This window comes from Amycolatopsis sp. NPDC104819 (genome assembly GCF_055583145.1).
On sequence record NZ_JBVJON010000001.1, the window covers coordinates 508,284 to 522,237 of the forward strand.

Annotated in this window: 11 protein-coding genes; 5 read left to right on the plus strand and 6 right to left on the minus strand. The window is 71.4% G+C overall.

The annotated features are described in order from the left end of the window. The first annotated feature begins 31 nt into the window (after positions 1 to 31). Together ACZ63E_RS02525 and ACZ63E_RS02530 are read left to right on the plus strand one after the other, a co-directional pair. Positions 32 to 1,177 carry an MFS transporter gene (locus tag ACZ63E_RS02525; RefSeq protein ID WP_465333697.1) on the plus strand — a complete coding sequence of 382 codons (1,146 nt, stop codon included), beginning with the start codon at positions 32 to 34 and terminating at the stop codon, positions 1,175 to 1,177. Positions 1,178 to 1,211: 34 nt separating this feature from the next. Next, a complete protein-coding gene (locus ACZ63E_RS02530) occupies positions 1,212 to 2,708 on the plus strand; it encodes an aldehyde dehydrogenase family protein (protein ID WP_465333699.1) in 1,497 nt (498 codons plus the stop codon). Here the strand turns inward: ACZ63E_RS02530 and ACZ63E_RS02535 are convergent. Further along, the gene (locus tag ACZ63E_RS02535; protein ID WP_465333701.1) at positions 2,705 to 4,264 is read right to left on the minus strand and encodes a GMC family oxidoreductase; all 1,560 of its coding nucleotides are present in this window, start codon (positions 4,262 to 4,264) and stop codon (positions 2,705 to 2,707) included. The genes ACZ63E_RS02530 and ACZ63E_RS02535 overlap by 4 nt on opposite strands. A 149-nt stretch (positions 4,265 to 4,413) precedes the next feature. Here ACZ63E_RS02535 and purS point away from each other — a divergent pair, with 149 nt between their 5' ends. Together purS and purQ are read left to right on the plus strand one after the other, a co-directional pair. Beyond that, complete coding sequence (gene purS / locus ACZ63E_RS02540) at positions 4,414 to 4,653, plus strand: phosphoribosylformylglycinamidine synthase subunit PurS (protein ID WP_086675945.1); 240 nt, start codon at positions 4,414 to 4,416, stop codon at positions 4,651 to 4,653. Beyond that, positions 4,650 to 5,327 carry a phosphoribosylformylglycinamidine synthase subunit PurQ gene (purQ, locus tag ACZ63E_RS02545; RefSeq protein WP_465333703.1) on the plus strand — a complete coding sequence of 226 codons (678 nt, stop codon included), beginning with the start codon at positions 4,650 to 4,652 and terminating at the stop codon, positions 5,325 to 5,327. The genes purS and purQ overlap by 4 nt, the downstream gene beginning before the upstream one ends. An 82-nt stretch (positions 5,328 to 5,409) precedes the next feature. On the opposite strand, the gene ACZ63E_RS02550 is transcribed toward purQ, so the two are convergent. The 3 genes from ACZ63E_RS02550 to ACZ63E_RS02560 form a co-directional block, all read right to left on the minus strand. Beyond that, positions 5,410 to 5,835, minus strand: a complete 426-nt coding sequence (locus ACZ63E_RS02550; RefSeq protein WP_465333705.1) for a pyridoxamine 5'-phosphate oxidase family protein — start codon at positions 5,833 to 5,835, stop codon at positions 5,410 to 5,412. A 66-nt stretch (positions 5,836 to 5,901) separates the two neighbouring features. Then, positions 5,902 to 7,647, minus strand: coding sequence for an ABC transporter ATP-binding protein (locus tag ACZ63E_RS02555; RefSeq protein WP_465333707.1), 1,746 nt, complete (start codon positions 7,645 to 7,647; stop codon positions 5,902 to 5,904). After that, the gene (locus tag ACZ63E_RS02560; RefSeq protein WP_465333709.1) at positions 7,644 to 9,278 is read right to left on the minus strand and encodes an ABC transporter ATP-binding protein; all 1,635 of its coding nucleotides are present in this window, start codon (positions 9,276 to 9,278) and stop codon (positions 7,644 to 7,646) included. Before ACZ63E_RS02560 ends, ACZ63E_RS02555 begins: the two co-directional genes overlap by 4 nt. 150 nt (positions 9,279 to 9,428) lie before the next feature. Here ACZ63E_RS02560 and purL point away from each other — a divergent pair, with 150 nt between their 5' ends. Further along, positions 9,429 to 11,735: a phosphoribosylformylglycinamidine synthase subunit PurL gene (purL, locus tag ACZ63E_RS02565; RefSeq protein WP_465312957.1), complete on the plus strand. Its 2,307-nt coding sequence runs from the start codon at positions 9,429 to 9,431 to the stop codon at positions 11,733 to 11,735. 46 nt (positions 11,736 to 11,781) lie between these two features. On the opposite strand, the gene ACZ63E_RS02570 is transcribed toward purL, so the two are convergent. Together ACZ63E_RS02570 and ACZ63E_RS02575 are read right to left on the minus strand one after the other, a co-directional pair. Further along, the gene (locus ACZ63E_RS02570) at positions 11,782 to 12,852 is read right to left on the minus strand and encodes a pentapeptide repeat-containing protein (protein WP_465333710.1); all 1,071 of its coding nucleotides are present in this window, start codon (positions 12,850 to 12,852) and stop codon (positions 11,782 to 11,784) included. A 4-nt stretch (positions 12,853 to 12,856) separates the two neighbouring features. Continuing rightward, a complete protein-coding gene (locus ACZ63E_RS02575; protein WP_465333712.1) occupies positions 12,857 to 13,786 on the minus strand; it encodes a hypothetical protein in 930 nt (309 codons plus the stop codon). Positions 13,787 to 13,954: the final 168 nt, after the last annotated feature.

Here is a 13,954-nt window from a genome sequence, read left to right on the forward strand (position 1 = left end):
CCTCGGCCCGGGGACACGCGAGGTTACGAACATGTCGTTGTTCACCCATCGCGCCTACTGGCGCTGGTCGGCGGGCGTCCAGTTCGCCCGGCTGCCGGCGACCATGGCGCCGCTCGCGTTCACCCTGCTGACCACCGCGACGACCGGCTCGTACCGCCTCGGCGGGGTGCTGATGTCGGTCTACGTCGTGGCCGAGATGGCCGGCGCGGTGCCGGTCGGGCGGCTGATCGACCGGGTCGGGCCGGCCCGTGGCCTGCCGGCGCTGCTGGTCCTGACCGCCGTGGGCTTCGTCGTGCTGGCCGCGGCCGCGGCGGCGGACGCGCCGAACGCCGTGCTGCTCGGGCTCGTCCTGCTGCCCGGGACCACGGCGGGAGCGTTGTCGGGCGGCTTCCGGACGCTGCTCGCCGACACCGTCGACGACGCGCTGCTGCCGCGGGCGATCTCCGTGGACGCGATGATCCTCGAAGGGGTGCTTATCGGCGGTCCGGCGCTGGTTGCGCTGCTCGACCTGGCCGGCACGTTCGTCCCGCTCGCCGCGATGGCCGTCGCCTGCGTGGCCGCCGCCGCGCTCGTCCCGCGCCGCGCGGGTGAGCGCGAACGGGTGGAATCCGGCGCCGAAGGCGGACGGGTGCCGATGAGCGCGTACCTGCCGTGGCTGTGCTGCGCGTTCACCGTCGGGCTGCTGCTGTCGACGATCGAGGTCGCGCCGTTGCCGCTGGTCCAGCGTCTCGGCGCGCCCGAGGCCGCCGCGCCGGTGGTGATCGCCGTGCTGAGCGGGGCGAGCATCGCGGGCAGCGCGCTCTACGCGTGGCGAGGCAAGACCGGCGACGCGCGGCTGTTCCTCGGCGGGTTCGTCGTCGGTGGCCTCACCCTCGCGGCGGACCTCGGCTGGCCGGGGCTGATCGGGTCGGTGGCGGTGATCGGCGCGTGCACCGGGCCGCTGGTCGCGGCGACGTCGGTCAACCTGCAACGGCTGCTGCCGAAGAACCGCAGGTCGGCGGGGTTCTCGCTGAGCTTCACGGTGCAGGCAGCCGGCTTCGGGCTGGGCTCGCTGGCCGTCGGGGTGCTGCCGTTGTGGGTCGCTCCGTTGTTCGGTGTCTTTGCCTCGGCGATCGCCGGTGGAATGCTGGTGCGGAAGCCCGCGCGAGCTATTGGCACGATGTCAGTAACGTCGTAACCTGGGCTGACCCGCGACCTCCAGGGAGACGCCGATGACTGCCGTCCAGCCGAAGCCGACGTCGGTCGGCGAGACCTTCGACTCGCTGAGCCCGGCGACCGACGAGGTGGTCGGAACCTACCCCGTGCACAGCGCCGAAGACGTGCAGGCGGCCGTCGCGCGAGCGCGCGTCGCGGCGCAGTGGTGGGCCGACCTCGGCTTCGCCGGGCGCGCGGAGCGGCTCAAGAGCTGGAAAGGCGTTCTGACGCGGCGGCTGCCGCAGCTGTGCCAGGTGGTGCGCGACGAGACCGGCAAGCCGATCGCCGACGCGCAGCTCGAGAGCGTCCTGGCCATCGAACACATCGCGTGGGCGGGCAAGCACGCGAAGAAGATCCTCGGCAAGCAGAAGCGCTCCGCAGGGTTGCTGATGTCGAACCAGGCGGCGACCGTCGAGTACCAGCCGCTGGGCGTGGTCGGCGTGATCGGCCCGTGGAACTACCCGGTGTTCACCCCGCTCGGCTCGATCGCGTACGCGCTCGCCGCGGGCAACGCCGTCGTCTTCAAGCCCAGCGAGTACACGCCCGGTGTCGGGAAGTGGCTGGTTGACGCCTTCGCCGAGATCGTGCCGGAGCAGCCGGTGCTGCAGCTGATCACGGGCTTCGGCGAGACGGGCGCCGCGCTGGTTGGCGCGGGTGTCGACAAGATCGCCTTCACCGGCTCGACCGCCACCGGCAAGCGCATCATGGCCGCAGCCGCCGAGACGCTGACCCCGGTCGTCATCGAGGCGGGCGGCAAGGACCCGGTGCTCGTCGACGTGGACGCCGACCTCGACGCCGCCGCCGACGCGACCGTGTGGGGCGCGTTCTCCAACTCCGGCCAGACCTGCATCGGCGTCGAGCGGGTGTACGTCCACGAGAAGGTGCACGACGAGTTCGTCGCGAAGGTCGTCGAGAAGACGAAGGACGTCCGCGCGGGTTCGGACGAGGCCGCGCAGTACGGCCCGGTCACGATGCCGTCGCAGCTCGGCGTGATCAAGCGGCACATCCAGGACGCGCTGGCCCGCGGCGGCAAGGCCGTCCTCGGTGGTGAGGAGTCCGTCGGCGACCGCTACGCCCAGCCGACGGTGCTCATCGACGTCCCGGAGGACTCCGAGGCGGTCACCGAGGAGACGTTCGGCCCGACGGTCACCATCGCGAAGGTCCGCGACATGGACGAAGCGATCGAGAAGGCGAACCACACGAAGTACGGCCTGGGCTCGACGGTCTTCTCGAAGTCCCGCGGTGTCGAACTGGCCGAGCGGCTGCGCACCGGCATGACGTCGATCAACGCGCCGCTCTCGTTCGCCGGGATCGCGTCACTGCCGTTCGGCGGCGTGGGCGACTCCGGCTTCGGCCGCATCCACGGCCCGGAAGGGCTGCGCGAGTTCGCCCGCACGAAGGCGATCGCGCGTCAGCGCTTCACGGCGCCGTTGACGCTGACGTCGTTCAGCCGCAAGGAGTCCACGGACGCGCTGGTGGTCAAGCTGGTGACCATCCTCCACGGCAAGCGCTAGCGGCCCCGGATCAGGTCGGCCGCCTTCTCGGCGACCATGATCGTCGGCGCGTTCGTGTTGCCCCGCGGCACCACGGGCATCACGGACGCGTCGACCACGCGCAGGCCCTCGACCCCGAGCACCCGCAGCTGCGGGTCGACCACCGACCCGATCGAGCACGTGCCGACCGGGTGGTAGAGCGTCTGCGTGTTCTCGCGGATGTGGTCGGCCAGCTCGGCGTCGGTCAGATCGTGCCGCGCCGGCAGGAACGGCTGGTCCAGGAACCGCTTCAGCGGGCCGACCCGGCCGATCTCGATCAACGCGCGCAGGCCGGCGATCATCTTGTCCATGTCGGCCGGCTCCGCGTAGTAAGCCGGGTCGATTTCCGGCTTCCACAACGGGTTCGCCGACTTCAGCCGCAGTCGGCCGCGGCTCGCGACGTCCACCAGCGTCGCCGCCGACGTGAACCCGGGGACGGTCGGCTCGCGCAAACCGTTGTCGTAGAACAACGTCGGCGCGACGTGGATCTGCATGTCCGGCGCGGGCAGGCCGTCGCCGGTCGGGAAGAACGCGCCGGCTTCGCCGATGTTCGACGCCAGCGGCCCGCGCTTCGTCAGCTGGTAGCGAACGAGACCGGCCGGCGTGGCGGCGTCGACGAGGTCGGTCGTGCCGCGCGTGGACCAGATGATCCCGCACGCCGGGTGGTCGTGCAGGTTCTCGCCGACGCCGGGCAGCGCCGCGACGACGCTGATGCCGTGCTCACGCAGGTGCTCGGCCGGCCCGACGCCGGAGACCATCAGCAGCTGCGGCGAGTTCACCGCGCCACCGCTCAACAGAACCTCGGCCGACGCGCGTGCCGTGACCTCGACGCCGTTGTCCAAATAGGACACGCCGGTCGCACGCGTGCCCTCGAAGACGACCCGGGTGGCCGGCGCGTTCGTCTTCACCGTGAGGTTCGGCCGCTCCAAGGCGGGCCGCAGGTAGGCGTCGGCGGTCGACCAGCGGCGGCCCTTCTTGCAGGTCACCTGGTAGACGCCGGCGCCTTCCTGGCTCTCGCCGTTGAAGTCGTCGGTGCGCTTGAGGCCCCATGCGACGGCCGAGTCGACCCACGCGCTCGACAGCTCGTGGGTGAAGCGGCGGTCCTCGACGTGCAGCGGGCCGTCGGTGCCGTGCAGCGGGCCGCCGAGCCGCTGGTTGCCCTCGGCACGCTTGAAGTAGGGGAGGACGTCGTCCCAGCCCCAGCCCTCGGCGCCGTGGGAATCGCGCCAGCCGTCGTAGTCGGCGCGGTTGCCGCGGATGTAGATCATCGCGTTGATCGACGAGCAGCCGCCGAGCATCTTGCCGCGCGGCCAGTAGGCCGGCTTGCCGGTGTGCTTCTGCTCGACCGTCTCGTAGTTCCAGTCCCACTTGGTCTTGAACAGCGAGGCGAACGCTGCCGGGATGTGGATTTCGTCCGCGGTGTCCTCGCCGCCCGCTTCGAGCAGCAGGACCTGGGCCGACGGATCCTCGGTGAGCCGGTTCGCCAGCACGCAGCCCGCGCTCCCGGCGCCGATGATCACGTAGTCGTAGGAGTCCACGGTGCCTCCACAGCTGTTGGCGCGATGTCAACGACTCATCATGGCGCAGGTCGGCGTCCGCGGCCAGTCTAGGTGCCCGCCGCCTGCGGAACTGGGTGAACTATGCTCGCGGGGTACCCACGACCTGCGTGAATAAGGAGCAGCCTGCCGTGGCCCGAGTCGTCGTCGACGTCATGCCGAAGCCCGAAATCCTCGACCCGCAGGGACAGGCCGCGCTCGGCGCCGCCGGCCGTCTCGGCTTCACCGGGATCAAGGAGATCCGCCAGGGCAAGCACTTCGAGATCGAGGTCGACGACACGGTCGACGACGCGACGCTTGAGAAGATCGCCGAAGGCTTCCTCGCGAACCCGGTCATCGAGCAGTGGACCATCACGCGGGTGGACGCGTGAGCGCGCGCATCGGCGTCATCACCTTCCCCGGCACGCTCGACGACGGTGACGCGGCCCGCGCGGTCCGCTACGCCGACGCGGAGGCCGTGCCCCTCTGGCACGCCGACGAGAACCTGCACGACGTCGACGCCGTGGTCGTCCCGGGTGGCTTCTCCTACGGCGACTACCTGCGCGCGGGTGTGATCGCCCGGTTCGCGCCGGTCATGACGCCGGTGATCGAGGCGGCGCGCGCGGGCATGCCGGTGCTCGGCATCTGCAACGGCTTCCAGATCCTGTGCGAGGCGGGCCTGCTGCCGGGCGCGATGATCCGCAACCAGGGTCTGCACTTCATCTGCCGCGACCAGTGGCTGCGCGTCGAGAACACCGAAACCGCGTGGACCACCCGGTACGAGCAGGGCGCCGAGATCCTGATCCCGATGAAGAACATCGACGGCTGCTACGTGGCCGAGCAGTCCACTTTGGACGAGCTCGAGGCCGAGGGGCGCGTGGTGTTCCGGTACGTGGGCGGCAACCCGAACGGGTCGCGCAACGACATCGCGGGGATCCGGAGCGAGAACGGCCGGGTCGTCGGGCTGATGCCGCACCCGGAGCACGCGATCGACGCGCTGACCGGGCCGTCGGACGACGGGCTGGGCATGTTCTACAGCGCGGTGGACGCGCTGATCAAGGCTTGAGGGCGGGCGGCGCCCCCCGGTATCCATTTTACCGAGGGGCACCGACAGTTCCGGGCCCGTGGACGCGGGTTGTCCACAGGGCTCAACTCTTGCTCTGGTCGTTCGACAGCCACTTCTCCGGGCGGACGCGCACCAGGACCGACCGCTCGCCGAGCGCCGAGTCGACGTACGCCGTCGCCTCGGCCGTGGGCCAGTAGCGGCCCGCGATCCGCAGCGCCTGTTCGCGCGTCGGCGGCTTGTCGTTCGCGATCACCGGGCCCTCGACCGTCACGTACCTGTACGGCGGGTTCTCGTCCTGGACGGCCAGGCTCAGCCGGCCCGCCGCCGTGATCGCGCGGTCCTTGACCGTCTCGCGTTCCATCCAGATCAGCAGCTCACCGCCGGGTTCGTAGTCGTACCAGACCGGGACCGCGAGCGGGGCCCGGCCGGCGCGCTCCACCGCCAGCACCCCGACGTGGACACCGCTCAGGAACGATTCGCGCTCGGCCGCCGTCATCACGAAGGACATGTCACTCCCCAGGCAGAAGATCCGCTACCCGGGGAGCAACACCGCGCGAACTCCGGACATTCCGGACTACGAAGCCGCCGCCACCAGACGCGCGTACGAACCGCCCGCCGCCAGCAGCGCCGAGTGCGAACCCAGCTCCGTGATCCGGCCGCCTTCGACCACCGCGACCCGGTCGGCCGCCGCGGCCGTGTGGAGGCGGTGGGCGATCGCGATCACCGTCCGTCCCTCCAGCACGCTGTTCAGCGAACGCTCCAGGTCCCGCGCCGAGCCGGTGTCCAGCAGCGACGTCGCTTCGTCGAGCACCAGCGTGTGCGGGTCCGCCAGGACGACGCGGGCCAGCGCCAGCTGCTGCGCGATCGCCGCCGGCACCGGGTGCTCGCCCGAGCCCAGCTTCGTGTCGAGGCCGGAAGGCAGCGACGCGACCCAGTCGGACGCGCCCGCCGAGGTCAGCGCCGCCAGCAGCTCGTCGTCCGTCCAGTCGCCGCCCGCGCGCCGCGCCGGGAGCGCGAGGTTCTGCCGCAGCGTGCCCGAGAAGACGTGGTGCTCCTGGGTCAGCAGCAGGACCTCGCCGCGCAGGACGTCGTCGGCCAGCGCCGAAACGTCCTGGCCGCCGATCCGGACCGAGCCCGACGACGGCGCCGCGATGCCGGCCAGCAGCCGGCCGAGCGTCGACTTGCCCGCGCCGGACGGCCCGACGATCGCCAGCCGCTCGCCGCGTGGCACCCGCAGGTCGATGCCGTGCAGCACCTCGCGGTCGGCGGTGTAGGCGAACCGGACGCCGTGCACGTCGATGTCGCGCCCGCGCGGCACCTCCGTCACCTTCGGCGCCTCCTCGAGGGCCACCGAGTGGACGCCCAGGATCCGCCGCGCCGCGGCCCCCGCGACCTGCAGGTCCTCCAGCCAGAACAGCGCCTCGTTGAGCGGGGTCGCCATCGCCTGGACGTACAGCAGCATCGTGGTGATCTCGCCGAGCCCGGCCCAGCCGCGCGTGTACGCGAGCAGCCCGAGCGGCAGCATGACCGCCAGCGGCAGCACGTAGCTGATCTCCAGCGACGGGAGCCAGCGCAGCTGCAGGGCCCGCATCCGGCGCTCGCCGTAGATGCTGAGCTCCAGTGCTTCGTGCGCCGCGTCGATCCGCCGGTCGGTGAGGCCGAGCGCCTCGACCGTGCGCGCGCCCTCGGCCGTCTCGTGGACGCTCGTGGTCAGGTCCGCCCAGCGGTCGAGCATCCACTGCATCACCGACGGGATCCGCCGCTGGTACCAGATGTTGACGGTGACCAGCAGCGGCAACGCGACCAGCAGGCTCAGCGACAGCAGCGGTGACGTCAGCACCATCGCGACGACCGTGAACACCACGGTCACCGCAGCGACCAGGATCTCCGGCGCCGCGAACCGCGCCGCGTGGTCGATCCGGCCGAGGTCGGTGGTGGCGCGGCTGAGCAGGTCGCCGGTGCCGGCCGCCTCGACCGTGCCCAGCGGCAGCTGCAGCGCCGTCCCGACGAACTCCTCGCGGGTCTCGGCCAGCACCAGCTCGCCGAACACCGCGCCGCGCATCCGCGCGATCTTCCGCGCCAGCGCCTGCAGCACCAGGATCACCACGAACACGGCCGCGAGCAGGTCGACGTGCCCGGTCGTGGTGCCGGCCGCGACGTCGTCGACGAGCGCGCCGAGCAGCTGCGGCGCGGCGAGCCCGATCAGCGTCGCGACGGCCAGCGAGCCGAGCAGCAGCCCGAACTCGCGTTTGTGGCTCACCGCCGTCTTCCGCGCCCAGCGGCGGACGTCCTGCCGGGACGCCGTGGGAAGCCTTCTCATACCGTCACCCCTTTCGCCGTGAAGACCTCGTCGGCCACGTGTGTCCACAGTGGACTCTGGCTGAACACCACCGTCGTCTTGCCGCGGCGCAGCGCCGTGACGCGCTCGGTGATGCGTGCCTCCGTGTGCGCGTCGACCGCCGACGTCGGCTCGTCCAGCACCAGCACGTCGGCGTCGACCGCCAGCGCGCGGGCCAGGTTCAGCCGCTGCCGCTGACCACCGGACACCTCGCGGCCGCGCTCGCCGATCAGCTCGTCGACGCCGTTGGGCAGCGCCTCGATGATGTCGTCGGCGTCGGCCGCGAAGAGCGCTTCGGTGATGCTGACGTCGCTCGGCCGCGCCGGCGCCAGCTGCTCGCGCAGCACACCGGAGAACCAGATGTCCTGGTTGTGCGCGTACACGACCCGCCGCCGCAGCTCCGCGAGCGCGACGTGGTCCGCGCGGATCCCGCCGACCAGCACCTCTTCGCCGTCGGCCGGATCGGCGAACCGGGCCAGCCGGTCGGCCACCGCCTCACCGTCGGCGCCGAGGTCGACGACCGTCAGCCGCCCGGCCGCGACGCGGATCCCGGACTCGGTGTCCACCAGCTCCAGCGGCCCTTCGGGCAGCCGTTCGGGTGTCTCCGGGTCCGCCAGCTTCGGCTGGATCGCCAGCAGCGCCGCGACCTTCCGCGACGCGACCAGGCCCGACGTGATCGACCCGACCGCCTCCGTCGCGGCGGAGACCGGCCAGATGAGGAACGCCGAGATGCCGTAGAACGCCACCAGCTGCCCGACGTCGATCGAGCCCGCGACGGCCAGCCGCGCGCCCAGCCAGGTGATCACCACGGTGACCAGGCCGGGCAGCGCGATCTCGGCCGCGGCCAGCCAGGCCTCGGCCTGGCCGACCTCGATGCCGGCCACCCGCACCCGCTGGCTCGTCTCGCGGAAGCGGGTGAAGAACCGCCGCTCACCGCCGATGCCACGCAGGATCCGCAGGCCGGACACGATGTCCGCGCCGAGCGCGTTGACGTCTCCACGCTTCTCGCGCTGCTTGGCCTTGCGGTTCTGCAGCGGCGCCAGCAGCGGCCCGATGCCCAGCACCGCGACCGGCACACCGACCAGTGCGACCAGCCCGAGCAGCGGTGACGTCGAGAGCAGCCACACCGCGACCACGACGAACGCCAGCAGCGAGCCGAACGCGCGCCCGGTCATCTCGACGGTGTTGCCGATGTGGTTGATGTCGGTCGTCGAGATCGCGACGAGGTTGCCGGTGGTCGTCTGCTCGCGCAGGCCGGCGCCGACGCGCGTGGTGTGCGCCGACACCGCCCGCTGCGTCGAGCCCGCGCCGTGCAGCCACAGGCCGTAGTTGAGGAAGTGCAGCCAGGTCCCGGACAGGGTCTGGACGACGCCGAGGGCGGCCGCGGCCAGCGCCCAGCGCCAGATCGCCCCGCCGTCGTGCGCGACGATGGCGCCGATGCCCTGGCCGACGACCAGCGGCAGCAGCGCGCCCGGGAGCGCCCAGACGACACCGATCGCGGCCGCGCCGAGGACCGAGCCCACCCGGGCCCGGAACACGGCGAGCAGGAAGCGGCTCGCGGTCGGCCGTGCGGGCAGCCGCAGCGGCGGAAAGGGATATGTGGCGGAAAGCACGATTCCCGACGGTAAGCCGACCACCAGCGGAAGGCGACCGATTTTCGCCGCGGCCGTTCCGGTGTCGGCCCGCTCACACCGGCCGCGGCGCGCCCGATTTCGGCGGCCCACCGTCCGGGGCGCTGCCGGGCTGCCCGTATCCTGGCGGCCGTGGCGAACCCTGACACGGACACCGTGACCAGCACCGTTGACACCACCGAGCGCGCCGGGGCGACCCCGGACCACAGTCAGCCGTATCGCGAGCTCGGGCTCGCCGACGACGAGTACGCCCGCATCCGGGAAATCCTCGGCCGCCGGCCCACCGACGCCGAGCTGGCCATGTACTCGGTGATGTGGAGCGAGCACTGCTCCTACAAGTCGTCGAAGAAGCACCTGCGGTACTTCGGGGAGACCGCCACCGACGAGATGAAGGCCAAGATGCTGGCCGGCATCGGCGAGAACGCGGGTGTCGTCGACATCGGCGAGGGCTGGGCGGTCACCTTCAAGGTGGAGAGCCACAACCACCCGTCCTATGTGGAGCCGTACCAGGGCGCCGCGACCGGTGTCGGCGGCATCGTGCGCGACATCATGGCGATGGGCGCGCGCCCGCTCGCGGTCGCCGACGCGCTGCGCTTCGGCCCGGCCGACGCCCCCGACACCAAGCGCGTGCTGCCCGGCGTCGTCGCGGGTGTCGGTGGTTACGGCAACTGCCTGGGCCTGCCGAACATCGGCGGCGAGCTGGTGTTCGACCCGTCGTACAGCGGCAACCCGCTGGTGAACGCGCTCTGCGTCGGCGCGATGCGCGTCGAAGACCTGCACCTGGCGTTCGCGTCCGGCACCGGCAACAAGATCATCCTGTTCGGCGCGCGCACCGGCCTCGACGGCATCGGCGGCGTTTCCGTCCTGGCGAGTGACACCTTTTCGGGTGACGAGTCGTCGGGCGGCCGCAAGAAGCTGCCGAGCGTCCAGGTGGGTGACCCGTTCACCGAGAAGGTGCTCATCGAGTGCTGCCTCGAGCTGTTCGCGCAGAAGCTGGTCGTCGGCATCCAGGACCTCGGCGGCGCCGGGCTGTCGTGCGCGACGTCGGAGCTGGCCGCGGCCGGCGACGGCGGCATGCACATCTACCTCGACCGCGTTCCGTTGCGCGCCACGGGAATGACGCCCGCGGAGGTGCTGTCGAGCGAGTCGCAGGAGCGCATGTGCGCGGTCGTCTCGCCGGAGAACGTCGAGGCGTTCATGGCGGTCTGCCGCAAGTGGGACGTCATCGCCACCGACATCGGCGAGGTCACCGACGGCGAGCACCTGGTGATCACCTGGAACGACGAGGTCGTCGTCGACGTCCCGGCGCACACGGTGGCGCACCAGGGCCCGGTGTACGACCGGCCGATCGAGCGACCGTCCTTTCAGGACGCGCTGATCGCGGACACGTCGGCGTCGCTGCCGCGTCCGTCCACTCCGGACGAACTGCGGGCGGACATCCTGCGCTTGATCGCGTCGCCGAACCAGGCGTCGAAGGAATGGGTGACGTCGCAGTACGACCGGTACGTGCGTGGTAACTCCGTGCTGTCACAGCCGTCCGACTCGGGGATGATCCGGATCGACGAGTCGAGTGGCCGCGGCGTCTCGGTGGCGACGGACTGCAACAGCAAGTTCGTCTACCTCGACCCGTACCGCGGCGCGCAGCTGGCGCTGGCGGAGGCGTACCGCAACGTGGCGACGGGCGGCGCGACCCCGGTGGCGGTGTCGGACTGCCTGAACTTCGGCGCGCCGACCGACCCGGGCGTGATGTGGCAGTTCGAGCAGGCCGTGCACGGTCTCGCGGACGGCTGCGTCGAGCTGGGCATCCCGGTGACGGGCGGCAACGTGAGTTTCTTCAACCAGACGGGGTCGACGGCGATCCTGCCGACGCCGGTGATCGGCGTCCTCGGCGTGATCGACGACGTCACCCGCCGCATCCCGACGGGCATCGGCGCGGAGGCGGGCGAAACCCTGCTGCTGCTGGGCGAAACGCACGACGAGCTGGACGGCTCGGCCTGGGCCCGCGAGCTCCACGGCCACCTCGGCGGTGTCCCCCCGCGGGTGGACCTGGCGCGCGAGAAGCTGCTGGCGGACGTTTTGGTAGCGGGCTCGCGCGACGGAATGATCTCGGCGGCCCACGACCTCGCGGACGGCGGCCTGATCCAGGCGTTCATCGAGACGGTCCTCATCGGACAGTGCGGCGCGCGGGTGTTCCTGGACAGCGACGAGGACCCGTTCGTGCAGCTGTTCTCGGAGTCGTCGGGCCGCGTGCTGGTGGCGGTCCCGCGCACGGAGGAGCTGCGCTTCACGGAGATGTGCACGGCGCGCGGCCTGCCGTGGCGCAAGACCGGTGTGGTGGACCCGGAGTCGGGGACGTTGGAGCTGCAGGGGATTACGGAGTTCACGTTGGACGAGCTGCGGACCGCTTGGGAGAGCACGCTTCCCGCGCTGTTCGACTGAGCTACGAAGGCGAAGGCGGCGGAACCGCCGTCTTCGCCTCGCGGGCTCAGCCGAGCTCGGCGACGATCCGGGACTCGCCGTCGCGCAGTTCCTCCAGCTTCCAGCCCGCCGGCAGCTGAGTGTCCTTTTCGGACCGGACGCGGGTGTTGTACAGCGAGACCGACTCCGGCAGCGTGGCGAACCGCAGGTCGGTCTGGCCCTCGAAGCCGGTCCGTCGCAGGTCGAGCTCGCACGAGGCGACCACGCCGGTGAACACGGCGTCCTTCCGGAACTTCGCGTCCTTGAACGTCGTCTTCCCGGCGAACGTCGTGTCCGTGAACTCGGCGTCCTCGGCGAAAGTCGTTCCGCTGAACCAGGCGTGGCTTTCGAACACCGCGCCGCGGCAGCGGAAGTAGCCCAGCAGCCGGCCCGAGCCGGTGCCCGCCGCGGTGAGGTACACCCGGCCTTTGAAGCGGCTGCCGCTGAGGTTCGTGCTGCTGTGCAAGGACGCGTACCGCAGCAGAAGACCGCCGACGAGCTTGCCGGAAAGGTCGAAGTACTCCAGCGACGCGCCGGTCAGGTCCAGGTCGTACGCCGGAGCGTCGTCGTCTCGCGGGGGCAGCAGGTCGGCGACCAAGCGCTGCGCCGTGAGCCGGACCGTCAGCTCGCGCTCCGGTTCCGGGTCGGCATCGGCCGCGGCGGACGGACGGGTGAACGGCCGCCGCAGGTACGAGCACAGCACGTCCAGCACCGTCTGCGTGTACCCCGGCCGGCTCCGCGCCAGTCCCGCCAGCGCGTGCAACGCCCCCACCCGCACCTGGTCGGCGTCGTGGCCGAGCAGCTCGACCGCCTTTGCGAACCGCTCGTCCGCGACGCGCTCGCGGTCCTGCTCCGCGCGCTGCGACTCCAGTTCGTGCCGCCGGCGCTCGATGTCCTGACGCCGTTCTTCGACGCGGCGGCGCCGGTCGTTCAGCCACAGCGCATACAGCGCCACGATCGCGCCGCCCGCGAGGCCGCCCGTCTTCAGCGCGTCACTGCGGCTGGTGGCGGGGTCGGTCAGCAGCCAGCCGCCGACCCCCACCAACAGCACCAGCGACGCGAAGAACGTCCACGCCAGCGGTGATCGCCACAGCTTCACCCGCTCAGGAAACCAGCATGGTGCTGATGCAGAAACCCTTGTCGTCGAAGTTCGTCGCGCTCAGGGTGCCCTTGACGTTCTTGCCCGCGGACGTCCCGGTGACCTGGCCCTCGACCAGGAACTCGTCGTCCGGCACCTCGCCGAGCTGCAGCTTCAGCGGCGGCTTGAGGAACGTGTCGAGCCACGAGTCGAGCAGTTCCTTCGAGTCGGCGCAGCCGAGCGCGATCGCGCCGGTCTTGTCGTCCGCGTTCAGCTTGTCGATGAAGCCCTGCAGCACCGCCTTGGCGTCCGCGCTGCCGTCCCCGCCGGACGGCGGCTTGGACGCCGACGTCGTCGTCTTCTTCGGGGTCGTCTTCGGCGCCGTCGGCTTCGCGGACGTGCTCGACGCCGGCGGCGCCGCGACGTTGGTGTTGTCGTCCTTCGACAGGAAGAACCCCGGCGCGACAAAACCGGTCACACCCAGCGCCGCCAGCACGACCACCACGGTGGCGCCGACGGCGATCCACATCCCGGTCTTGCTCTTCTTCGGCGGCGCCGGCGGCCCGCCGAAGCCCTGCGAGTAACCGCCGGTCGCCGGGTCCCAGCCCGACATCTGGCCACCCTGGTTCGGGTCCCAGGCCTGCTGGCCGTACTGCTGCGCGTTCGGGTCCGCCCACGCCGACTGCTGCTGCGCGTTCGGGTCACCCCACTGCTGCTGGGTGTTGGGGTCGCCCCACTGCGGCTGCGGGCTCGCCGGGAACCCGCCCGACGGGTACCCCTGCTGCTGGCTCGGGTCCCAGCCCTGCGGGTACTGCTGCGTCGGGTAGGGCTGCTGCTGGTTGGGGTCCCACCCGCCCTGCTGCGGGTACGGCTGCTGCTGGAAGCCGCCGGACTGCGGCTGCTGCCCGTACGGATCGGGCTGACCGGGCTGGCCCGGCTGAGGCGGGTACGTCATCTTTCGTGCCTTCCGGGCGCTGGCTGTTCGTGCGCTTCCGACGTCCGGCAGCCCCGTGCGGTTCCCCCAGACGTGTGCGCAGCATTCTGCAAGCTCGGACGGTACGGCATGAAACCGGCTCCCGGCCGAGCCGACGCGAAGTCGTCACGATCCGGGAGCCGGGGGTGG

Coding starts and splice junctions, on each gene's coding strand:
- ACZ63E_RS02525 (WP_465333697.1), top strand. CDS start 32: ATGTCGTTGTTCACCCATCGCGCCTACTGGCGCTGGTCGGCGGGCGTC.
- ACZ63E_RS02530 (WP_465333699.1), top strand. CDS start 1,212: ATGACTGCCGTCCAGCCGAAGCCGACGTCGGTCGGCGAGACCTTCGAC.
- ACZ63E_RS02550 (WP_465333705.1), bottom strand. CDS start 5,835: ATGTCCTTCGTGATGACGGCGGCCGAGCGCGAATCGTTCCTGAGCGGT.
- ACZ63E_RS02555 (WP_465333707.1), bottom strand. CDS start 7,647: ATGAGAAGGCTTCCCACGGCGTCCCGGCAGGACGTCCGCCGCTGGGCG.
- ACZ63E_RS02575 (WP_465333712.1), bottom strand. CDS start 13,786: ATGACGTACCCGCCTCAGCCGGGCCAGCCCGGTCAGCCCGATCCGTAC.